Origin of the sequence: Acinetobacter sp. SA01 (genome assembly GCF_011319235.1) — a bacterium.
Taxonomy (GTDB): Bacteria; Pseudomonadota; Gammaproteobacteria; order Pseudomonadales; family Moraxellaceae; genus Acinetobacter.
In genome coordinates this window covers 1-22,629 of sequence record NZ_WXXM01000003.1, presented here as the reverse complement: position 1 = coordinate 22,629, position 22,629 = coordinate 1, and the positions used below count along the sequence as shown (strand labels likewise).

The window sequence follows — 22,629 nt, the reverse complement described above, 5'->3', positions numbered from 1 at the left end:
AGAGCAAGGATATGCGGAAAAAAAAATTATCTCTATTAAGCCCCCTCTTATGTGTGTTGATCTCTGGACTCATGTCTACTGTCAGCTGGTCAAGCTCAGCTGAAACCGGGGTTGATCAACAAAAGCTTAACGCAACAGAAACAGATTTTAATTTGCTCAGTCAGATTCCAAGCCTGATTGATGCGATGCCGACAGTTTTACCGCAACAGTCAGATGCAGTGATTGTCCCTCCGATCCAGGCCACTGAAAAACAAAGCTGGCTAGACCGTAAACAACATGAAATCCGCAACTGGACAGACCGTAGCTCCCATAAAATAGATAAATGGTTTGGGCAACCCGATCCAAATGATCCAGCTTCAGCAACCCTACGCCTGATTATCGATAACAGCTGGAATAAACATGATGGTTATGAAGTTAGCCCACGTCTGCGCGGAAAAATTAAACTTCCAACCTTGGAACGTAAGATCAGTTTGGTATTCGGTGATGACTCTTTAGATAACGAACTGAACAATAATGTTGCTATTACCGATGAAAATCCAGGTAGCACCAGTAGTAAAGCTTTAGACCGTGAACGAACACAAGAAAGTAACAGTTCCTTGGCCCTGCGTTGGTCGGATTTTTCCAAACGGCTGCCTTTTGAAACCGATCTGGATTTGGGGATTCGTTCAGGGGATGATATTTATGTACGACTTAAAGCATCCAGAGACTGGCAACTAGAAAATGATTTCAGATTTCATGCCGAACAGATTTACCGCTATGGCATAGATAGTGAAAACTACTTGCGAACCAATCTGGAACTTACCCATGCACGGCCGAATCAGGCCTTTTTATCCAATCAGCTCAGCCTGACCTATGCCGACAAGCAAGATGACGATGTAAGCTGGGATAATTATTTATTCAGACAACATCAATTTTTCCAGAATAACCGTTTTGCTTATGGCTTATATACCGGCGGTTTTTATAATAATAACGACCTTCGCCTGAACAGTTGGGGACCCTATATTTCATGGCGGCAACCTTTTGTACGTGAATGGTTTTTTCTACAGGGCGATTTAAACTATCTGAATGACCATCGTGAAGATCGCAGCCATTTCCTCGGTGTATTAGTGCGTATGGAAGCATTGTTCTAATGTTGGGCAATATAACAAGTTGAGCCATCCATGCGCCTATTTTCTGCAATAAAAAACCTCCCGAGGGAGGTTTTTTGCTTAATGCGAAAAGGACTTATTTCAGCAATAAACTGTTAATACGTTTTACATAGGCTGCAGGGTCATCAGGCAAACCGCCTTCTGCAATCACTGCCTGGTCAAAAATTACATTGGCCAGGTCATCAAACTGGTTCGATCCTTCCAGCTTTTTCACCAGCGGATGTTCAGGGTTAATTTCTAAAATCGGTTTTGATTCAGGAACCGCCTGACCAGCCTGTTTCAACATGCGAATCAATTGTGGAGACAGCTCACCCTCGCCTGTTACCAAACAGGCAGGTGAATCGACCAAACGGGTCGTCACACGCACTTGTTGGGCTTTGGCTTTGAGAGAATCCGAAAGCTTGTCCACCACAGGCTTAAACTGTTCAGCTGCTACTTCCAGTGCTTTCTTCTCTTCAGCATCCTGCAAATCACCCAAGTCTACTGCACCCTTGGACACGTTTTGCATTGGCGTTCCGTCGAATTCATGAATGAACTCCATCGCCCACTCATCCACACGATCTGCCATTAACAGCACTTCAATGCCTTTTTTCTTGAACAGCTCCAGTTGTGGTGAATTCTTCGCAGCACTGAGGCTTTCCGCAGTCACGAAATAAATGGCTTTCTGCCCTTCTTTCATGCGTGCTTTGTAATCTGCCAATGAAGTTGAAATTTCATCATTGCTGGAAGTCGAGAAACGTAATAATTTTAGGATACGCTCACGATTACCGAAGTCTTCGCCCAAACCTTCTTTAATTACCGAACCAAATTCAGCATAGAACGTTTTGAATTTTTCCTGGTCTTTTTCATCTTCAGACTTCGCCAAAGTATCCAGCATGGTCAACACACGGCGGGCATTCCCTTCGCGAATGGTTCTCACATCACGGCTTTCTTGTAGCAATTCACGGCTCACGTTTAACGGCAAATCGGCACTGTCTACCACCCCCTGTACAAAACGCAAGTAGTTTGGAATCAGGTTATCCGCTTCATCCATAATAAATATGCGTTTGACATACAGTTTAATGCCAGCTTTGGCTTCACGGGTAAAGAGATTGCTGGCAGCCTTGCTTGGAATATAAAGCAATTGTGTGTATTCCGTGCTGCCTTCTACACGGTTATGGGCCCAGGCCAAAGGTGCATCAAAGTCATGACTGAGATTCTTGTAGAATTCGGTATATTGCTCGTCAGTGATCTCGTTTTTATTGCGGGTCCAAAGTGCGCTAGCAGAGTTAATCGCTTCCCATTCATCTGTTTTTACCATCTGACCTGGCTTAGCTTCTTCCCCCTCAGCCGCTTCTTCTTGCTGCCAGATTTCTTTTTGCATTTCAATTGGCAGGCTAATATGGTCAGAATATTTATTGATGATTTGCTTAACTTTATAAGATTCTAAATACTCCAGTGCATTGTCACGCAAATGCAAAATAATGTCTGTTCCACGTGAAGCCTTGTTAATCTGTTCAACTTCAAAATCACCTGTGCCAGTGCTAATCCAGCGTACACCGTCAGCGACATCAGCAGCGGCATGGCGCGATTCCACGGTAATCTTTTCAGCCACAATAAAACCTGAATAGAAACCGACACCAAACTGGCCAATCAGCTGCGCATCGGCTTTTTGATCTCCGGACAATTTAGACATAAAATCTTTGGTGCCCGATTTGGCAATGGTGCCCAGATTATCAATCGCTTCCTGTTGAGTCAGACCAATACCGTTGTCGGAAATAGTGATGGTTTTATTTTCTTTATCCAGACTGACACGTACATGCAAGTCAGGGTCATTTTCATAATATTCAGGATGGTTAATCCCTTCAAAACGCAACTTGTCACAGGCATCTGAAGCGTTCGAGATCAGTTCTCGCAGAAAAATTTCAGGGTTTGAATAGAGAGAATGCGTCACCAAATGTAATAGCTGTGCTACTTCAGCCTGGAAACTATGTTTTTGTGCACTTTGTTCGCTCATAAATCACTCCTTAAATTCATTACATGGTTTTTATTGGATGCTTAATGAATGGAGTAAGTTAAAGAATTTTCAATAGGGTCAAATAAATTTTTCTTAAAAAGGCCCTTGTTGATACACACGCTCCATATACAAATTCAGCTTTTGCTGGCGCATTTTATACACTTCAGTTAAACAGCGGCTTGAATTGCCACATTGGTCACGCAACTGTAACCATTTGACCTGCTCATCCTGAATGACACCACGTGTTCCCATCGGTACCAGACGCTTAATAATATTGTAGGTGGTGGCCATTTTGACATCGGCATCATTAATGGCACGGTGCTCGCAAATGGCATGTTCAGTTGACGTTTCTGCTTTGTCACAATTAAAACTGGCTGCATAAACCGAGCCACTTAAAAAACTAAAAAAGACCACACCATACAGAGTGAATAATTTCATGATTCTTCCTGCTTTTTTAGCTTATTGTAGACTCTCAACTTAAACGCATTTTTAATGATTAAACAGGATAAAAGTGCTCAATTTATGTACTTTATTGTGACTGAATGATGAAATAAAAAATCCCCATCAGAGATGGGGATTTTGGCGCTGATTTATTGTTTTTATTTTATATCTATTTTTATTTTAGAATTTGTAGCTATAGCCAATAGTGTACACAAGTGGATCAATATCCAAATCAAATTTAGTAAGAGTAGTACCGCCTGCTTTAACTGTTACTTCAGGGCTAATTTTCGCATAACGTACGTCAGCAAATACACCCCAGTTTTTCGCATCTGCTGGTTTAAAGTTCAATCCAACTTGACCTGCAAAACCAAAGTCTTCTTTAACTTTAACATCAGTACCAGTTAAAGGACCACGTTCGCTTTCATCCCAAGCAATGAATGCTGTACCACCCACACCAATGTATGGTGTGAAGCCAGTTGAGTTTTTAAAATTATATTTCACTGTCAAGGTAGGTGGTAACTGTTTAATTTTTACAGCGTTATCTCCATTCAACAACACATCATGACTAATTGGTGTTGCAAGAAGTAATTCAGTTGAAATATTGTCATTGAAGAAATATTCCACGGAAGGCGTGAATGCATATTCATCATCAGCTTCTACTTTAGCTGCGCCACCTAAAATACTTGTGTCTCCAGTTGGAGCAACTACAGAACCACCCACTTTAACCTGCCATTGACCTGCCATTGCAGAAGCAGACATCCCCATTAACGCGATAAGAGCAACTTGTTTTAACATTTTAAATCACCTCTAGAAGGATAATTACTACAAAATTTAAACATTAATTAATAATAAACATGCCTATTATTAATATGCAATAGCCATTAATTATTTTAAATTTATTTATTTTTAAACTATTGAAAATATTAGTTATTTATTTTAATCAGATCAACATAGTTGGTTTTTAATACCAACCATGTTAATCAGATTAATGATTATATTCCAAGTATATTGCTTGGTTTTATTATATTAATTATTTAATAACATTTATTTTAAATACATGTTTTAAAATAAGCAATAAAATGAATTAAAAATTCATTAAAGTACCATTGCAGCAATCCAGCCAAATACCAATAATGGAATATTAAAATGGATAAATGTTGGAACAACCGTATCCCAAATATGATCATGCTGACCATCTACACCCAGACCTGCAGTTGGACCTAAAGTTGAGTCTGAAGCTGGAGAGCCGGCATCACCCAATGCTGCTGCGGTACCAATCAAGGCCACAGTAGCCAATGGAGAAAAGCCAAATTGTATGCACAGCGGTACATAAATCACTGCCAATACCGGTACACTGGAGAATGATGAACCAATCCCGATGGTTACGAACAAACCAATAAACAGCATCAGGAATGCAGCCAAGGCTTTGTTGTCACCAATCAGATGCACTACCCCATTCACCAGACTATTGATGTCACCAGTATGCGTCATCACCGAAGCAAAACCAGCCGCAGAAATCATAATGAAGCCGACCAATGCCATCATGCGCATGCCTTGAACGAAGACATCATCGGCCTCTTGCCATTTGAAGATACCCGCAGCAGACAGTACCGCAAAACCGACCAGCCCACCCAAGATCATCGAGCCTGAATACAGCTGGGCAACCAAAGTCAAGGAAATCGCGAGTAGTGCCATAAAGATGGTTTTTTTCGCGATGACTGGCGCTTGTTCTGCTTCGTGTTTGAGTTCTTCGGCATCCGTTTGCAGACTCACTTCGCCCGCACGAATTGGCTTGTCCAGATCGATGGTGGTCACACGAGCAACCGCACGATCAATATAATGACGTGGTTTGCGATAGCTGAAAAATACAGCAGTCAACGTACCTATCAGCATGCCAATGACCGGAATAGCCATCCCCATCGGCATCATCCAGCGCTCTACATGCAAGCTATAGGCTGCACCAATTTTATTGATGTTGCCCATCAAAATTTGTTCAAGGAAAATGGAACCAAAACCGACTGGCAGGAAAATGTAGGTTCCGACCAACCCCATGGTCAGTACACATGCTGCCGCACGACGGTCTAAATTCATGTGATTCATAACCTTAAGTAAAGGAGGAACCAAGACCGGAATAAAGGCGATATGCACAGGAATCAGGTTTTGAGAAAAAATGGCTGCAACCAGTAAAATGCTTAACAGTAAATATTTTACTTTTCTGGTTTTTTGATGCGTGGCTTCCGCACCCAGCAAACCAATTAATTTATGTGCCAAAAGATCAGGCAAGCCTGATTTTGACAAGGCCAAAGCAAAAGCACCCAATACCGCATAAGCCAGGGCAACTTCTGCCCCATCACCCAGACCCGCATTAAATGCAGTTACAGTATCCGACAAACTTAGACCTGCAACCAAGCCACCAATAATCGCTGAAATGACCAAAGTCAAGACAACAGAAACTCGTGCCAGTGAGAGTATAAACATCACGGCAATCGCAATTACTACTGCATTCATGAAAATTTTAAGGAAGATAAAAAGCCGTTATTTTAACAGATGCACCCTTTTGAAACTGTAAATAAATCGGCTCAGTCAAAAAACGATAAAAAATTGATTTTAATTAAAATTTATATCCAAAAGAATTGTTCAATTATTTTTTAGAGCAAATGTTTTAATATATTCTGCGACCAACTCTGCTTGGCTCAATATTGCCCAGTGGTTAGCATCTATCTCTACACGCTGAAAATTTTCTGCCCATTTCGGCATTTCATCAATCAGTTCCGGACTGACAAAATTGTCTCTTTTCAGCACAATCGCCTGCACCGGACAAACAGCAAAACGCTGACGTCGTTGGGTTAAACGTGGGATGAAGTTGGCACGATACAGTCCAATACCATGTTTTCCATCTGCAGCAATATGGCTGTTTAAAGGTAAATCTTTTTGCTGCTCTAACTGTTGCAAAACTTTGTCCCATTTTTCAGGCGTAAATAAAGTCCAGATGACTGGCGCCAACAAGGGCAATTGAAACACCGCGATATACCAGGATTTAGTCAGCTGTTTAAAAAACTTGGGCTTATTTTGTTTAAATTGCTGACGCATCCAGAAAGCAGCATGATCCAAACAGGGTCCGGAAATAGTACTATAGGATAAAATTCGATCCCGAAACTTCGGCTCGGTTACCGATTCCCAAGACTGGATTGAACCCCAGTCATGTGCTGCCAAATGAAAAGGACGGTTTTCCAATACGGTATTGACCACACTTTCCAGATCTAAAGATAACTGTTCCAGCCGATAGTCGCGAATCCGTTTCGGAATAGAGGATTTCCCCGCACCGCGTACGTCATAGCTCAACACATAAAAATCTTGAATCAGCTGCTGAATGACCAGCTCCCAAACTTCCTGATTATCCGGATAACCATGAACCAGGACTAAAGCAGGGTTTGCCTCATTGCCCCAGGTTTTGACATAGAGACGCTGCTGATCTGAGGTAGCCACCCATTGTGTTTGAGCTTGCATATATTTTTATCCTATTTTTTTATTGCCTATTTATTGCAGAATCTGGGCAATCCGATCAATGCCAGCCTGATCATTGTGTTTTAGTATGTTCTGAAGCCGAAAAAAAAATAATTGACCCAAATGAGCCTTTTCAAAAAACTACAGACAATTCCTGCCATTTCTAAATTTTTGTTAAATCGCTACGCACCTTACCGCGGCGCAGGGATTGAAATCGATAAAGTTGATCTGGCGAATTACCATATTCGCATCAAAATGCCACTAACCCGTAAAAATCAAAATGTCGTCGATGTACATTTTGGCGGCAGTTTATATGCAATGGTCGATCCTTTTTATATGCTGATTTTGATGCATCATCTGGGTTCAAAATACATTGTGTGGGATAAATCTGCATCCATACAATTTCTCTCACCCGGTCGTGGTACGGTGTATGCCGATATTCGTCTCGATCCAACAGAAATTGACCAGATTAAGCGACTTGCTGAAAATCACGCCCCGGTATACCGAAACTATCATGTAAATATTTTTGATGAATCGGGCGTACGGATTGCCGAGGTAGAAAAAACCATCTATATCCGCCGAAAAAAATCACAGGCCAGCCATAATTGACAAAAAAGCGCCTGATCAACAAGCGCTTTTATCCAGATTTCAATTAACGTTTTTTCTCTTCAATAGCTGCACCTGCTCCACCACCAATGGCACCGCCAATGGCAGCTCCGGCATTACCTCCAAAGATACTTTTACCCACCGCAGAACCAATAGCACCACCGACACCACTATAGGTCGCATTACGGTTAGAACCACCCTGGGTTTTACTGCCTACTGCTGCACCGGCACCACCACCGACAGCTGCACCGATACCGCCACCAACCTGATTCCCCACACCACCACCAACCGCACCACCAAGTGCAGCTGCGCCAATACGTTGCTCTCTTGGAGACATAGAATCACACCCTGCCAGCATAAAAGTCGACAGGGTTGCCATTGCCATCACGCTCATTAACTTTTTCATGAGATATGTCCTTTTGGCTATTTGTTACAGCATACGTCATGAGTGTGAAGTTAATATCCGCGTAATGTTACTTTTCCAAGTTTTAATGTTGAATGTTGTAATTTAATTTTAATTAAAATACCAAAAAATCGATTCGGCATGTGGAAGATCGATTGTTCGAAATCAGAAATCAGAAATCAGAAATCAGAAATCAGAAATCAGAAATCAGAAATCAGAAATCAGAAATCAGAAATCAGTTAAAGTATTCCCATCGATACATAACTTTATAAGAAAAATTTTAAATAACACAGCGGCTTTATTTAATATTATTTAAATGGGAAGGATCACGAGAATGAAAAAACGCCTTTGCTTGATATTTACATTGTTCTGTTACAATTCATCGGCCTATCCGGATTCTTCTGATACAAGCTTAATGAATAAAACCAAAGTCCTGAAAAATATTGCTTATGGGCCTCATGCTCAACAGGTCATGGATATCTATTTCCCCACCAAAGCTTTCCCAGATAAAACGCTGACACCGTTAATTGTGATGGTACATGGAGGAGCCTGGACCACTGGAGATAAAAATAATGCGGCTGTAGTCAAAAACAAAGTGGCATATTGGACCAAACAAAACTGGGTATTTATTTCCCTCAATTATCGATTGGTTCCTGAGGTCAGCGTACAACAACAAACCCAAGATATTGCAGAAGCACTTATTTATATCCAGAAACAGGCTGCAAATTGGCATGCTGATCCTAAACGTTTGGTTCTGATGGGACATTCAGCAGGTGCACACTTAGTCAGCCTACTCACTACACGCCCCCTCTGGCTGACATCGCAGCCTCAGCCCTGGCGTGCTACAGTGGCTTTAGACAGTGCTGCCTATAATGTCGAAATTATTATGCAAACTCGACATGCACGGTTTTATGATCAAGCCTTTGGTAATCAGCCATCAAACTGGAAAGCACTTTCTCCTATATCTCAAGTACACCAAACTTTACCGGCATTTCTCGCTGTTTGTTCCACAATTCGGCCAGACCAACCATGTATACAGGCACAGCAATTTATTCAGCAAGCACAAAAATCAGGAACCAAAACCCAGCTATTGCCTATTCCACTTTCACACAGAGAAATCAACCAGTCACTTGGGCAAAATAATACATATACCCAAGCGGTGAATTTATTTATACAAAGCCATTCCGCTACGGAGAAATGAGCTTATTTCAATCTTATTTAACCTAAAAATGATTTGAGCATACAAGATCTTATTTTTAAAAAACTTATTCCCTCTCTAAAATCCCCAATATGCTCTCAAAAACAGAGGCATAAAAAAAGACGCCCGAAGGCGTCTTTTTTGAGTCATTTAACGTCGAATTAGAATTCTTGGTTAAATGCTTGGCTTAATGCTTGGTCTACATCAGAGAAGTCATTAACCAGCGCATGTTCTGCAGCTTCTGCTTCTTGACGACGACGTTCCAAGTGGTACGCAAGACCAGTACCCGCTGGAATCAAGCGACCCACAACAACGTTTTCTTTCAAGCCACGTAGGTCATCTTCTTTACCTGTTACAGCCGCTTCAGTTAACACGCGTGTTGTTTCCTGGAACGATGCAGCAGAGATGAACGAGTCAGTAGAAAGCGATGCTTTGGTAATACCCATCAATTGACGTTCAAACTTCGCCGGGAACTTGTTCTGTGCAAGAACAGCTTGGTTCTCACTCATAACACGGATGTAATCCACTTGTTCGCCTTTGATGAAGCTTGTATCGCCACCGTCAGTAATGTCGACTTTACGCAACATTTGACGCACGATCACTTCGATGTGTTTATCGTTGATTTTTACACCTTGCAGACGGTATACGTCCTGAACTTCGTTCACGATGTAGTTGGTCAATGCCACTTCGCCTTTCAAGCGCAAGATGTCGTGTGGATTTTGCGGACCATCAGAAATGGTTTCACCACGGTTCACATGCTCGCCTTCGAACACGTTAATCGTACGCCACTTCGGAATAAGCTCTTCGTAAATCTCAGAGCCATCATCCGGAGTAATCACAAGACGGTTCTTGCCTTTAGTCTCTTTACCGAAGCTTACAACACCAGAAATTTCAGCAAGAATTGCATGCTCTTTCGGTTTACGTGCTTCGAACAAGTCAGCTACGCGTGGAAGACCACCGGTAATATCACGGGTACGTGAAGTTTCTTGTGGTACACGACCAATAACATCACCGACACCAATCGTTTCGCCATCACGGACAGAAAGAATGGTATTTTGTGGCAAGAAGTAGAACTGTTCGCCACCATCAGTGGTATCCAATACAACCGCTGGACGCAAATCTTTACCTGACGCAGGACGTGAAGTCACTGGCAAGATTTCGATTGTAGTCATACCTGTTGCATCATCAGTTTTCGATGTCACAGTTACGCCATCAGCAATTTGGCTGAAACGTACTTTACCGGCAACTTCTGTAACCAATGGATGTGTATGTGGATCCCAAGTCGCTACGATACCGCCTGCTTCTACAGCTTCACCATCTTTCAACAAGATAGATGCACCGTAAGGAAGTTTATAGCGTTCGCGTTCACGACCTAAATCATCCGCAATACCGATCTCACCTGAACGTGAAGTCGATACCAAATGACCTTTGGCATGTTGTACTGTTTTCACGTTGTGGAAACGTACTGTACCTTTGTTACGAACTTGTACGCTGTTTGCAGCAGAAGTTCGGCTCGCAGCACCACCCACGTGGAACGTACGCATGGTTAACTGTGTACCTGGCTCACCAATTGATTGAGCAGCCATTACACCCACAGATTCACCTGGATTCACCAAGTGACCGCGAGCAAGGTCACGACCATAACACTTCGCACATACGCCAAATGTAGATTCACAGTTTACAACTGAACGTACTTTAACTTCATCGACACCTGCTTCTTCAAGGAAGGCAGCAATTTTTTCGTCAATCAACGTGTTACGTGGAAGAATGACTTCGTCAGAACCAGCACGTTTCACATCTTCAGCAACAACACGACCCAATACTCGAGCACCCAGATTCTCAATGACATCGCCACCTTGAATGAATGGCGTCATGACCAGACCGCCATAAGTACCACAATCCGGCTCGGTAATAACCAAATCCTGCGCTACGTCTACCAGACGACGAGTCAAGTAACCAGAGTTTGCTGTTTTAAGTGCTGTATCGGCCAAACCTTTACGCGCACCATGTGTTGAAATGAAGTACTGAAGTACTGTCAAACCTTCACGGAAGTTTGCTTTAATCGGGGTTTCAATGATCGAACCATCTGGTTTCGCCATCAAACCACGCATACCCGCCAACTGACGAATCTGAGCTGCCGAACCACGGGCACCCGAGTCAGACATCATGTAGATACTGTTGAATGATTTCTGTTTCTCATCTTCACCCTGTTTGTTCTTAACAGTCGTGAAAGACAAGTTATCCATCATCGCTTTCGCTACCTGGTCATTGGTACGTGCCCAGATATCGACTACCTTGTTATAACGTTCACCGGCAGTTACGAAACCTTGTTCGAATTGTTGTTCGATTTCACGAACTTCAACTTCTGCTTTTTCGATGATCGAGTATTTCGCTGGTGGAATGAGCATGTCTTCCATACCAACAGATACACCAGAACGAGTCGCTTGACGGAAGCCCAGGTACATCAATTGGTCAGCAAAGATAACGGTATCTTTCAGACCCAATTTACGGTAGCAAGAGTTAATTAACTTGGAGATGTTCTTTTTCGTCATCTCAACGTTGATTTGCTGGAAGTCCATACCTTCAGGAACAACTTCCCAAAGCAGACAGCGGCCTGGAGTCGTGTCAACAATAATGGTTTGCTGTTCACGGTTTCCATCTTCGTCAATCACAGTCTGGTGTACACGTGCTTTAACGCGAGCGTGTAAATCTACCTGACCTGTTGCAAGTGCACGGTTTACTTCGTCAGTATCCGCGAACACCATACCTTCACCTTTGGCATTGATCGCATCACGCGTGATGTAATACAAGCCCAAGACCACGTCCTGAGAAGGTACGATGATTGGCTCACCGTTGGCTGGTGACAAGATGTTGTTGGTCGACATCATTAACGCACGAGCTTCTAACTGAGCTTCAAGTGTTAATGGTACGTGTACCGCCATTTGGTCACCGTCGAAGTCGGCGTTGAACGCAGCACATACGAGTGGGTGTAGACGGATCGCTTTACCTTCAATCAGGGTTGGTTCAAATGCTTGAAGACCCAAACGGTGAAGTGTAGGCGCACGGTTCAACATCACTGGATGTTGACGGATCACGTGAGCAAGAACGTCCCAAACTTCTGGAGTTTCGCGCTCAACCATTTTCTTCGCAGCTTTAATGGTTGTTGCTTGGCCAGAAGCTTGCAGTTTTGCGAAAATGAATGGCTTGAATAATTCAAGTGCCATTTTCTTCGGAAGACCACATTGGTGCAAACGTAAAGTTGGACCTACAGTAATAACCGAACGACCAGAGTAATCGACACGCTTACCAAGTAAGTTTTGACGGAAACGACCTTGCTTACCTTTGATCATATCAGCCAAAGATTTAAGCGGACGTTTGTTCGAACCGGTAATTGCACGACCACGACGACCGTTATCAAGCAATGCATCTACAGACTCTTGCAGCATACGTTTTTCGTTACGTACGATAATGTCTGGAGCAGCAAGGTCAAGAAGACGTTTTAAACGGTTGTTACGGTTAATCACACGACGGTAAAGATCGTTCAAATCAGAAGTCGCGAAACGTCCACCTTCAAGCGGAACCAACGGACGAAGGTCTGGTGGAAGAACTGGCAATACAGTTAATACCATCCATTCTGGCTTGTTGTTTGACTCTTTGAACGCTTCCATCAACTTCAAGCGTTTAGACGCTTTTTTCAGCTTGGTTTCTGAAGTTGTGTTAGGAATTTCTTCGCGAAGACGTGAAATTTCAGCTTCAAGATCGATGTCTTTCAACAGGTCCTGAACAGCTTCTGCACCCATTTTTGCAGTGAATTCATCACCGTGCTCTTCTAACGCCGTGAAGTATTCTTCATCGTTCAGAAGTTGGTATTTCTCCATTGGAGTCATACCTGGGTCAGTGACCACGTAAGATTCGAAATACAATACGCGTTCGATGTCACGTAAAGTCATGTCTAGAAGAAGACCGATACGAGACGGTAATGATTTCAAGAACCAGATGTGCGCAACTGGAGAAGCCAATTCGATGTGACCCATACGCTCACGACGAACTTTCGCAGTTGTTACTTCAACGCCACATTTTTCACAAATGACGCCTTTGTATTTCATACGCTTGTATTTACCACACAAGCATTCGTAATCTTTTACCGGACCAAAGATTTTGGCACAGAACAAACCGTCACGTTCAGGTTTGAAGGTACGGTAGTTAATTGTCTCTGGCTTTTTAACTTCACCATGAGACCATGACTTAATCATTTCTGGTGACGCAAGACCAATACGGATGCGATCAAACTCTACTGGAGCATGACCATCAGAATCCGTCTTTTTGCGCATGATATCGAGCAAGTCTTTCAATTTTTTTCTCCGTGTGTTGTGGAGATTTTCACTTCACAACTGGGTCACAAATATTGTTTTTTAACTGAAATTTGGAATCTCCCCTAGCCCCTCTTTGATAAAGAGGGGAACTTTCCCCCTTTGAAAAAGGGGGTCAGGGAGATTTAATTAGTCACCATTTTTCAGTTCAATGTTGATACCTAAAGAACGGATCTCTTTGGTCAATACGTTGAACGATTCAGGCATACCTGGGTCCATGTAATGGTTACCATCTACAATGTTCTTATAGATACGAGTACGACCTTCAACGTCATCCGATTTCACAGTAAGCATTTCTTGGAGCGTATAAGCTGCACCGTATGCTTCCAGTGCCCAGACTTCCATCTCACCGAAACGCTGACCACCGAACTGGGCTTTACCACCCAATGGTTGTTGCGTTACTAGAGAGTAAGAACCTGTAGAACGCGCATGCATCTTGTCATCAACCAAGTGGTTCAGTTTCAGCATGTACATGTAACCTACAGTTACTGGACGGTCAAAACGTTCACCGGTACGGCCATCATACAATACCGTTTGACCCGTACGTGAAATGCCACCAAGTTCAAGCAATTCTTTGATTTGCGATTCTTCAGCACCATCGAATACAGGTGTTGCTAAAGGAACACCAGCACGCAAATTACCAGATAATGCCAAGATTTCATCATCAGTCAAGCTGTCAAGATCTTCTTGCTGACCGCCAACTTTATTGTAAATCTTGTCTAAGAAGTCACGAAGCTCAAGTACAGTGCGTTGCTCTTTCAACATCTTGTCGATTTGATCACCAAGACCTTTCGCTGCCATACCCAAGTGAGTTTCCAGAATCTGCCCCACGTTCATACGTGATGGTACACCCAGCGGGTTAAGTACCACATCCACAGGAACACCGTTGGCATCGTGCGGCATGTCTTCTACAGGCAAGATGTTCGATACAACACCCTTGTTACCGTGACGACCAGCCATCTTATCACCCGGCTGGATGCGACGTTTAACTGCGAGGTAAACCTTAACCACTTTCAATACGCCAGTAGTCAGTTCATCACCCGTAGAAAGTTTGCGTTTTTTCTCTGCAAATTTCTCGTCAATCTCTTGGCTCTTCTCTTTCAAGAACACTTGGATTTGAGTTAAACGCTCAGCAATTGCTTCATCACTTGGCTGGATATCCAGTAAGTCAACAAGCTCTAAACCAGATAACAATTCTTCAGTAAGCTTGTCACCGCGTTTAGTGGTACCACCACCATTCGATTCTTGACCTTTCAACAGGCGAACAATACGTTCACGTGCTGCTTCTTCGAAGATTTTGAATTCTTCTTTCAAGTCTTTACGGTAAGCATCCAATTGAGCTTTTTCAATGGCTTGAGCACGTTCGTCTTTTTCAAGACCGTCACGTGTAAACACTTGAACGTCAATCACTGTACCTTTCACACCTGAAGACACACGTAAAGAAGAGTCTTTAACGTCAGCTGCTTTTTCACCGAAGATTGCACGAAGCAATTTTTCTTCAGGCGTCAACTGCGTTTCACCTTTCGGTGTTACTTTACCAACCAGGATGTCACCCGCTGTTACTTCAGCACCGATGTAAACAATACCTGACTCGTCCAGTTTAGACAGTGCAGCTTCGCCAACGTTAGGAATATCAGCAGTAATTTCTTCTGCACCTAACTTGGTATCACGTGCAACACATGACAATTCTTGAATATGAATCGACGTTAAACGGTCTTCTTGAAGAACACGCTCAGATAACAAGATCGAGTCTTCGTAGTTGTAACCGTTCCAGGTCATGAACGCTACGCGCATGTTTTGACCAAGCGCCAATTCACCGCCATCCGTAGATGGACCATCCGCAAGAACGTCACCACGACCAACTTTATCACCAAGTTTCACAAGAACTTTCTGGTTGATACAAGTGTTCTGGTTCGAACGTGTATATTTGATCAGGTTGTAAATATCTACACCTGCTTCACCTGCGATCATCTCTTCTTCGTTGACACGAATTACCACACGAGACGCGTCTACAAATTCAATACGACCACCACGTTTCGCAAGTACACATACACCTGAGTCGTGCGCTACGTTTGCTTCCATACCAGTACCAACAAGCGGCTTGTCGGCGATCAACGTAGGTACTGCCTGACGTTGCATGTTTGAACCCATCAATGCACGGTTCGCATCATCGTGTTCAAGGAATGGAATAAGTGATGCAGCAACAGATACAACCTGTTGAGCAGATACATCCATATGCGTCACTTTTTCAGGAGGCATACGTACGAAATCACCTTGGTGACGTACAGAAACGAATTCTTCAGTCAGGTTACCTTCTTTATCAATTGCAGAATCGGCCTGTGCAATGACAGTACCTACTTCTTCAATTGCAGAAAGATATTCAACGTCATCTGTTACACGACCATCTACAACTTTACGGTATGGAGTTTCCAGGAAACCGAAGTTATTACATTTCGCATAAACAGAAAGTGAGTTAATCAAACCAATGTTTGGACCCTCAGGAGTCTCAATTGGACACACACGACCATAGTGAGTTTGATGTACGTCACGTACTTCGAAGCCCGCACGTTCACGTGTCAAACCACCAGGCCCAAGCGCTGATACACGACGTTTGTGTGTAATTTCAGACAACGGGTTGTTTTGGTCCATGAACTGAGACAACTGACTTGAACCAAAGAATTCTTTGATTGCAGCAGCAACTGGTTTCGCATTGATTAAATCTTGCGGAGACAAGTTGTCAGTTTCAGCTTGGCTTAAACGTTCTTTAACAGCACGTTCAACACGAACAAGACCAACACGGAACTGGTTTTCTGTCATTTCACCAACAGAACGAACACGACGGTTACCTAAATGGTCAATATCGTCGACTTCACCTTTACCGTTACGAATTTCAACCAATGTTTTTAATACATCAGTGATGTCTTCGTTTGAAAGAATACCTTCAACTTCACGAGACTTCTGATCAGTACCGACTTCGTAAGGACGACCCAAACGACGGTTGAACTTCATACGACCGACCGGAGACAAGTCATAACGTTCAGAAGAGAAGAACAGGTTGTTGAACAGGTTCTCAGCAGCTTCTTTTGTTGGTGGCTCGCCTGGACGCATCACTTTGTAGATTTCTACCAGTGCTTCTTCACGACCAGTAGTTGTATCAGCACGTAAAGAGTCAGCAATGAATGAACCGCGATCGATATCATTCGTGAACAATACGTTAAATTGTTTTACGCCACCTTCAGCCAATTTCACCATGATCTCATGGCTCAATACCGTATTGGCTGCAATCACTTCACCGTCACGTAAAGCAACATCTTCAGCAACAATACGTTCGTACAAGTATTCATCCGGAACAGAAAGTTTTTCTAAACCAGCAGCTTCCATCTGACGTACGTGACGCGCATTGATACGTTTACCTTGCTCTACAATCACTTTACCGTCATTGTCAGCAATGTCGAATTGCGCCATTTCGCCACGAAGACGTTCTGGAACCAGGTCAATCTGGTAGCTACCCATGTCAAGATACACAGGTACTTTTTCGTAGAACATATCCAGGATTTGTTCGTTGCTATAACCCAAAGCACGAAGAACCACAGTCGCAAGCAATTTACGACGACGGTCAATACGAACATATACAAGGTCTTTAGCATCGAATTCGAAATCCAGCCATGAACCACGGTAAGGAATGATACGTGCAGAATAAAGAACTTTACCGCTAGAATGTGTTTTGCCTTTATCGTGGTCAAAGAACACGCCTGGTGAACGGTGTAATTGAGATACGATTACACGCTCAGTACCATTGATGACAAAAGTACCGTTTTCTGTCATGAGTGGCATTTCACCCATGTACACTTCTTGTTCACGTACGTCTTTAATTGATTTGGTTTCGCGATCTTTTAAGATCAAACGAATTTTTACACGCATTGGTGCTGCATAAGTTGAACCACGTAAAATACATTCACGCACGTCAAACTCAGGCTTACCAAGACTATACTCAACAAATTCTAAAGCAGCATTGCCAGAATAACTTTCAATAGGAAAAACTGAACGAAATGCGGCTTGGAGACCGATATCTTCGCGGTTTTTTGGTGTTTTGCCATCTTGTAAGAATGTTCGGTACGAGTCGACCTGAATCGCGAGCAAGTACGGAGCATCCATGACGCTAGGCAATTTACCAAAATTCTTACGGATCCGTTTCTTTTCGGTATATGAGTATGCCATCTGGAGTCCTCGGAAAGTAAACTAAGTCCGCCTGCAGAACGGACCTAGAAGGAATTACACAGGCCGATATGGCCACCACTTTTTACAAATGCTGCAATTTTTAGTGGTATTAAAACGCTTAGCAATATTTTCAAATATAAAAAATATTGGTAAACGTTTGATATTATTGATTATTATAATAATTGATGCTTTTTTACACCAATCAAACAAAAATCGAGCCGATAATTGTAACGCAAAAAGGCTGATGACCCAAGAGCCATCAGCCAATTTTTGGGGTCAATTTAAAATTAGACCCCGATCGAAATTACTTAACAGTAACTGTAGCACCAGTTTCTTCAAGTTTTTTCTTAAGTTCTTCAGCTTCTTCTTTAGAAACGCCTTCTTTAAGAACTGAAGGAGCACCTTCAACCATGTCTTTAGCTTCTTTCAAGCCAAGACCAGTGATTTCACGAACTGCTTTAATTACAGCTACTTTGTTAGCACCGAAAGAAGTCAACTCAACGTTGAATTCAGTTTGTTCTTCAACAGCAGCACCAGCAGCAGGACCAGCAGCAACAGCTACAGCAGCAGCAGATACGTTGAATTTTTCTTCAAAAGCAGAGATAAGTTCAACAAGTTCAAGAACAGTTTTTTCAGCAACTGCGTTTAAGATTTCTTCGTTAGTTAAAGCCATGAGAATAACTCCAAATGGGGATTGAATGGTGTGAAAGTAAATTTAAGCTTATGCAGCTTCTGACTCGTTTTTCTCTTTGAGCGCAGTAATAAGGCGACCCAATTTCGAAATAGGAGCTTGAAGAACGTTTGCAAGCATAGTAAGCGCTTTTTCTTGGTTTGGAAGGTTTGCGATAACGCTAACTTCAGCACCTTGATAAACCTTGCCGTCAAATGCAGCAGCTTTAAGTTCAAATGCTTTGTTAGTTTTAGCAAATTCTTCAAACAAGCGAGCAGCTGCGCCCATGTCGTCTTCAGAAGTTGAGAAAGCTAAGATTGTTGGGCCAACAAGGTTGTCATTCAAGATATTGAATTGAGTATCTTGAAGAGCACGTTTAGCTAAAGTATTACGCACAACACGTGTAGCAACACCTAGTTTACGAGCTTCAACACGAAGAGCAGTTAATTGCTCAACAGTTAAACCTTGGTAGTCAGCAACAACAGCAGCAAATGCAGTAGAAGCAACTTCAGCTACTTCAGCTACGATCTGTTTTTTGCCTTCGATAAGAAGAGCCATTGTAAAACCTCCTAACGGTGATTTATGCACTTACAAAGAAGTACACTCCCAATTCGTAAGGCCATCACTGGACTTACACGCGGAGGATGAACAAATCACACCACCGCGTCTACTCGGACTGGACTTTTAAGAAGTGAGTTCCAAAGAACTCCCCTCGCCCGAGGTCTTTGACGCTGACAAATTTACATTTATCAATTCAAAGTTTGCCTAAATTATCCCCTCTCCTTATAGGGGAGGGCTAGGGAGAGGTTTAACCCTCTTCCCGACCTTCTCCCAGAGGGAGAAGGAGACATCTTCAGGGCTTTAAAATTCTTTTCTAAGTCAAACTTAGTTAGATACGTTTGCTACATCAATAGTAAGACCAGGACCCATAGTTGAGCTTAAAGTGATCTTTTTGATGTAAACACCTTTAGAAGTCGCAGGTTTTGCTTTCTTAAGGTCAGCTACAAGAGCTTCAACGTTTTGACGAACAGCAGCAGCTTCAAAGCCAACTTGACCGATCGCAGCGTGGATGATACCCGCTTTGTCTACACGGTAACGTGCTTGACCAGCTTTAGCGTTTTTAACAGCGCCAGCTACGTCAGGAGTTACTGTACCCACTTTAGGGTTTGGCATTAAGCCACGTGGACCAAGAATCGTACCAAGTTTACCTACAACGCGCATTGCATCTGGAGCAGCAATTACTACGTCGAAATCAAGGTTACCCGCTTGAATGCTTTCAGCAAGATCATCAAAACCAACGATGTCTGCGCCTTCAGCTTTAGCAGCTTCAGCAGCAGCACCTTGAGCAAACACAGCAACACGTACAGTTTTACCAGTACCTGCAGGAAGTGTAGTCGCGCCACGAACAACCTGGTCAGATTTACGTGGGTCAACACCTAGATTTACTGATACATCCAAAGATTCTTTGAATTTAGCAGCAGGAAGGCTAGTTAAAACTTGTACTGCTTCTTCCAAAGTGTAAACTTTGTTTGCTTCTACAGCAGCAGCAATGGCTTTTTGACGTTTAGTTAATTTAGCCATGTCTTATAGCTCCACTTCCAAGCCCATAGAACGCGCAGAACCAGCAATGGTACGTACACGTGCGTCTAAATCAGCACCAGTTAAATCTGGTTCTTTAGTAGTCGCAATTTCTTCTAACTGAGCACGAGTCAACTTACCAACTTTAGTTTTGTTAGGTACAGCTGAACCCTTTTGAATACCAGCAGCTTTCTTAAGAAGAATAGCAGCAGGTGGAGTTTTCATGATAAATGTGAACGACTTGTCGTTGTACACAGTAATCACTACAGGAATTGGAAGACCTGGTTCAACTTTTTGTGTAGCAGCATTGAATTCTTTACAGAATGCCATGATGTTAACACCACGTTGACCTAGTGCAGGACCAATCGGTGGAGATGGATTCGCTTTACCAGCTGGAACTTGCAGCTTGATATAGCCGTCAATCTTCTTAGCCATTTCAAATTACCTCTGGGTACAAACGCCGCTAGGCTCCCCAACGCTATTTATGTAACAATACTGTTACAACAACAATGCCCGATCCATAACAAATCGGGCGTTTTCAATCCAACTTAAATCAGTTCGCTTTTTCGACTTGACGAAATTCGAGCTCAACCTGAGTTGGACGATTGAATACATTGATTGTCAACGTCAAACGTGACTTCTCGTAAAGAACTTCTTCCACCACACCTTTAAAGTCGGTAAATGGACCATCAATAACGAGTAATTCTTCGCCTGGCTCAAACATCGTCTTAGGACGAGGTGCTTCACCAGTATTGCGTACACGCGCAAGAATCGCATCAGCTTCTTTTTGCGTAATTGGTGCAGGTTTCTCTGCTGTACCACCAATGAAACCCAATACTTTTGGACATTCTTTAACGATGTGCCAGGTATCATCATTCATTTCCATTTCGACTAATACGTAGCCAGGAAAGAATTTACGCTCTGATTTACGCTTCTTACCATCCTTCATCTCTACCACTTCTTCGGTAGGAACCAGGACTTCACCAAAGCTATCGGCTACAGCGCTACGCTGGATTCGATCATTAAGTGAACGCATCACTTGTTTTTCATAACCTGAATAGGCATGAATAATGTACCAACGTTTCATAGCTCTTTTACCCGATAAAAAACTTCATTAACCAGCCCAAGATGTAATCAAAACACCATAAAACAATGGCAGCGATTACAACAACAGCAAGAACATGCCAAGATGTGGATACCGTTTCCTGCTTAGTCGGCCAAGTCACACGACGCAGCTCAATTCGAGCGTCTTTCAACAAACGAACAAAGCCTTTGCCTTGATGGGTGGCGTATAATAAACCTAAAGCCACTACGATACAAGCCAAAATTATTCCAACGCGCACCCAAACACTATTGGCTGGTGCCCAATACGCTGGCAAATACTGCCCCCCTATGGCTGCACCGATTAACAAAATCAATGCGATAACCCATAGAACAATATCTAAAGGGGAACCAGAATTAACAACTTCAGCAGAATTATTTCTTTGTGGAATTGGCGCTTCGCTTAATGCGTCACGCGATTTATCATTCGACATTTTTGTACTCGTCGTAGGCTTCGCGACTTATTATATGACAATTTAACCAGCATCAAGCTTTTTTTTAAAAAAATGGCAGGCCAGGAGGGACTCGAACCCCCAACATTCGGTTTTGGAGACCGACGCTCTACCAATTGAACTACTGACCTACAGTACAAATCGGGAACTAAAGTCCCCGATCTGTAATTTCAACTTATGGTTGCTATTATGCAGTTACTTTAGCAACAACACCAGCACCAACTGTACGACCACCTTCACGGATCGCAAAACGTAGACCTGGGTCCATTGCGATTGGGTGGATCAATTCTACTGACATTTCTACGTTGTCACCAGGCATAACCATTTCAACGCCTTCTTTCAAAGAAATCGCGCCAGTTACGTCAGTTGTACGGAAATAGAACTGTGGACGGTAACCGTTAAGGAATGGAGTGTGACGACCACCTTCTTCTTTAGAAAGTACGTATACTTCTGCATCGAATTTAGTGTGCGGCTTGATTGTACCTGGTTTAGCAAGTACTTGACCACGTTGAACGTCTTCACGTTTAGTACCACGTAGAAGAACACCACAGTTCTCGCCTGCACGACCTTCGTCAAGCAATTTACGGAACATTTCTACGCCAGTTACAGTTGTCTTAACTGTATCTTTGATACCTACGATTTCAACTTCTTCGCCTACTTTCACGATACCTGATTCAACACGGCCAGTTACTACTGTACCACGACCAGAAATTGAGAATACGTCTTCGATTGGCATCAAGAATGCTTTGTCGATTGCACGTTCTGGTTCTGGGATATAAGTGTCAAGCGCTTCAACAAGAGCAAGAACTGAAGATTCGCCATATTGACCAGCGTCACCGTTAAGCGCAGCCAAAGCTGAACCACGGATAACAGGAGTGTCATCACCAGGGAAGTCATAAGTAGAAAGAAGTTCACGAACTTCCATTTCAACCAGTTCAAGCAAC

General features: G+C 42.9%; 18 protein-coding genes and 1 tRNA gene. 3 read left to right on the top strand and 16 right to left on the bottom strand.

All coding sequences use genetic code 11. The annotated features are described in order from the left end of the window. Positions 1-11: 11 nt before the first annotated feature. A complete protein-coding gene (locus GTU69_RS04320; RefSeq protein WP_166168507.1) occupies positions 12-1,130 on the top strand; it encodes a hypothetical protein in 1,119 nt (372 codons plus the stop codon). 94 nt (positions 1,131-1,224) lie between these two features. Here GTU69_RS04320 and htpG read toward each other — a convergent pair whose 3' ends face one another. From htpG to GTU69_RS04295, 5 genes are all read right to left on the bottom strand, one after another. After that, on the bottom strand, positions 1,225-3,144 hold the full coding sequence (gene htpG / locus GTU69_RS04315) for a molecular chaperone HtpG (RefSeq protein WP_166168504.1): 1,920 nt from the start codon (positions 3,142-3,144) through the stop codon (positions 1,225-1,227). Positions 3,145-3,237: 93 nt separating this feature from the next. Beyond that, entirely contained in the window at positions 3,238-3,582 is a 345-nt protein-coding gene (locus GTU69_RS04310; protein WP_166168501.1) for a lysozyme inhibitor LprI family protein, read from the bottom strand. Between the two features lie 183 nt (positions 3,583-3,765). Next, the gene (locus GTU69_RS04305) at positions 3,766-4,380 is read right to left on the bottom strand and encodes an OmpW family outer membrane protein (RefSeq protein ID WP_166168498.1); all 615 of its coding nucleotides are present in this window, start codon (positions 4,378-4,380) and stop codon (positions 3,766-3,768) included. Between the two features lie 300 nt (positions 4,381-4,680). Then, entirely contained in the window at positions 4,681-6,093 is a 1,413-nt protein-coding gene (locus GTU69_RS04300) for a Na+/H+ antiporter family protein (protein ID WP_166168495.1), read from the bottom strand. Positions 6,094-6,222: 129 nt separating this feature from the next. Next, the gene (locus tag GTU69_RS04295) at positions 6,223-7,092 is read right to left on the bottom strand and encodes an alpha/beta fold hydrolase (protein WP_166168492.1); all 870 of its coding nucleotides are present in this window, start codon (positions 7,090-7,092) and stop codon (positions 6,223-6,225) included. A gap of 120 nt (positions 7,093-7,212) precedes the next feature. On the opposite strand from GTU69_RS04295, the gene GTU69_RS04290 reads away from it, so the two are divergent. Continuing rightward, positions 7,213-7,698, top strand: coding sequence for a DUF4442 domain-containing protein (locus tag GTU69_RS04290; RefSeq protein WP_166168489.1), 486 nt, complete (start codon positions 7,213-7,215; stop codon positions 7,696-7,698). 43 nt (positions 7,699-7,741) lie between these two features. On the opposite strand, the gene GTU69_RS04285 is transcribed toward GTU69_RS04290, so the two are convergent. After that, positions 7,742-8,101, bottom strand: coding sequence for a DNA transfer protein p32 (locus GTU69_RS04285; protein ID WP_086197247.1), 360 nt, complete (start codon positions 8,099-8,101; stop codon positions 7,742-7,744). Positions 8,102-8,432: 331 nt separating this feature from the next. Between GTU69_RS04285 and GTU69_RS04280 the strand changes: the two genes are divergently transcribed. After that, positions 8,433-9,299, top strand: a complete 867-nt coding sequence (locus GTU69_RS04280; RefSeq protein WP_166168486.1) for an alpha/beta hydrolase — start codon at positions 8,433-8,435, stop codon at positions 9,297-9,299. A gap of 158 nt (positions 9,300-9,457) precedes the next feature. On the opposite strand, the gene rpoC is transcribed toward GTU69_RS04280, so the two are convergent. From rpoC to GTU69_RS04230, 10 genes are all read right to left on the bottom strand, one after another. Further along, complete coding sequence (gene rpoC, locus GTU69_RS04275) at positions 9,458-13,648, bottom strand: DNA-directed RNA polymerase subunit beta' (RefSeq protein ID WP_086197249.1); 4,191 nt, start codon at positions 13,646-13,648, stop codon at positions 9,458-9,460. A gap of 147 nt (positions 13,649-13,795) precedes the next feature. After that, positions 13,796-17,884, bottom strand: a complete 4,089-nt coding sequence (rpoB, locus tag GTU69_RS04270) for a DNA-directed RNA polymerase subunit beta (protein WP_086197250.1) — start codon at positions 17,882-17,884, stop codon at positions 13,796-13,798. Positions 17,885-18,188: 304 nt separating this feature from the next. After that, positions 18,189-18,557: a 50S ribosomal protein L7/L12 gene (gene rplL / locus GTU69_RS04265; RefSeq protein WP_086197252.1), complete on the bottom strand. Its 369-nt coding sequence runs from the start codon at positions 18,555-18,557 to the stop codon at positions 18,189-18,191. Between the two features lie 48 nt (positions 18,558-18,605). Next, positions 18,606-19,112: a 50S ribosomal protein L10 gene (gene rplJ, locus GTU69_RS04260; protein ID WP_086197253.1), complete on the bottom strand. Its 507-nt coding sequence runs from the start codon at positions 19,110-19,112 to the stop codon at positions 18,606-18,608. Between the two features lie 327 nt (positions 19,113-19,439). Continuing rightward, complete coding sequence (rplA, locus tag GTU69_RS04255; RefSeq protein ID WP_166168483.1) at positions 19,440-20,135, bottom strand: 50S ribosomal protein L1; 696 nt, start codon at positions 20,133-20,135, stop codon at positions 19,440-19,442. A gap of 3 nt (positions 20,136-20,138) precedes the next feature. Then, positions 20,139-20,567 carry a 50S ribosomal protein L11 gene (gene rplK, locus GTU69_RS04250; protein WP_034587972.1) on the bottom strand — a complete coding sequence of 143 codons (429 nt, stop codon included), beginning with the start codon at positions 20,565-20,567 and terminating at the stop codon, positions 20,139-20,141. 118 nt (positions 20,568-20,685) lie between these two features. Beyond that, a complete protein-coding gene (nusG, locus tag GTU69_RS04245) occupies positions 20,686-21,219 on the bottom strand; it encodes a transcription termination/antitermination protein NusG (RefSeq protein ID WP_086197255.1) in 534 nt (177 codons plus the stop codon). A gap of 7 nt (positions 21,220-21,226) precedes the next feature. After that, positions 21,227-21,667, bottom strand: coding sequence for a preprotein translocase subunit SecE (gene secE / locus GTU69_RS04240; RefSeq protein WP_086197256.1), 441 nt, complete (start codon positions 21,665-21,667; stop codon positions 21,227-21,229). Between the two features lie 73 nt (positions 21,668-21,740). Further along, positions 21,741-21,816: transfer RNA gene (locus tag GTU69_RS04235), tRNA-Trp, on the bottom strand. A gap of 56 nt (positions 21,817-21,872) precedes the next feature. Beyond that, the coding region (locus tag GTU69_RS04230; protein WP_240921585.1) for an elongation factor Tu at positions 21,873-22,629 on the bottom strand (757 nt) is incomplete at its 5' end.

Excerpts from the sequence above, each read along its gene's own strand:
- secE (WP_086197256.1), bottom strand. The coding sequence starts at position 21,667 with ATGTCGAATGATAAATCGCGTGACGCATTAAGCGAAGCGCCAATTCCA.
- GTU69_RS04280 (WP_166168486.1), top strand. The coding sequence starts at position 8,433 with ATGAAAAAACGCCTTTGCTTGATATTTACATTGTTCTGTTACAATTCA.
- GTU69_RS04310 (WP_166168501.1), bottom strand. The coding sequence starts at position 3,582 with ATGAAATTATTCACTCTGTATGGTGTGGTCTTTTTTAGTTTTTTAAGT.
- GTU69_RS04290 (WP_166168489.1), top strand. The coding sequence starts at position 7,213 with ATGAGCCTTTTCAAAAAACTACAGACAATTCCTGCCATTTCTAAATTT.
- htpG (WP_166168504.1), bottom strand. The coding sequence starts at position 3,144 with ATGAGCGAACAAAGTGCACAAAAACATAGTTTCCAGGCTGAAGTAGCA.
- nusG (WP_086197255.1), bottom strand. The coding sequence starts at position 21,219 with ATGAAACGTTGGTACATTATTCATGCCTATTCAGGTTATGAAAAACAA.
- rplA (WP_166168483.1), bottom strand. The coding sequence starts at position 20,135 with ATGGCTAAATTAACTAAACGTCAAAAAGCCATTGCTGCTGCTGTAGAA.
- rplL (WP_086197252.1), bottom strand. The coding sequence starts at position 18,557 with ATGGCTTTAACTAACGAAGAAATCTTAAACGCAGTTGCTGAAAAAACT.
- GTU69_RS04300 (WP_166168495.1), bottom strand. The coding sequence starts at position 6,093 with ATGAATGCAGTAGTAATTGCGATTGCCGTGATGTTTATACTCTCACTG.
- rpoB (WP_086197250.1), bottom strand. The coding sequence starts at position 17,884 with ATGGCATACTCATATACCGAAAAGAAACGGATCCGTAAGAATTTTGGT.
- rplJ (WP_086197253.1), bottom strand. The coding sequence starts at position 19,112 with ATGGCTCTTCTTATCGAAGGCAAAAAACAGATCGTAGCTGAAGTAGCT.
- GTU69_RS04305 (WP_166168498.1), bottom strand. The coding sequence starts at position 4,380 with ATGTTAAAACAAGTTGCTCTTATCGCGTTAATGGGGATGTCTGCTTCT.
- GTU69_RS04295 (WP_166168492.1), bottom strand. The coding sequence starts at position 7,092 with ATGCAAGCTCAAACACAATGGGTGGCTACCTCAGATCAGCAGCGTCTC.
- GTU69_RS04320 (WP_166168507.1), top strand. The coding sequence starts at position 12 with ATGCGGAAAAAAAAATTATCTCTATTAAGCCCCCTCTTATGTGTGTTG.
- GTU69_RS04285 (WP_086197247.1), bottom strand. The coding sequence starts at position 8,101 with ATGAAAAAGTTAATGAGCGTGATGGCAATGGCAACCCTGTCGACTTTT.
- rplK (WP_034587972.1), bottom strand. The coding sequence starts at position 20,567 with ATGGCTAAGAAGATTGACGGCTATATCAAGCTGCAAGTTCCAGCTGGT.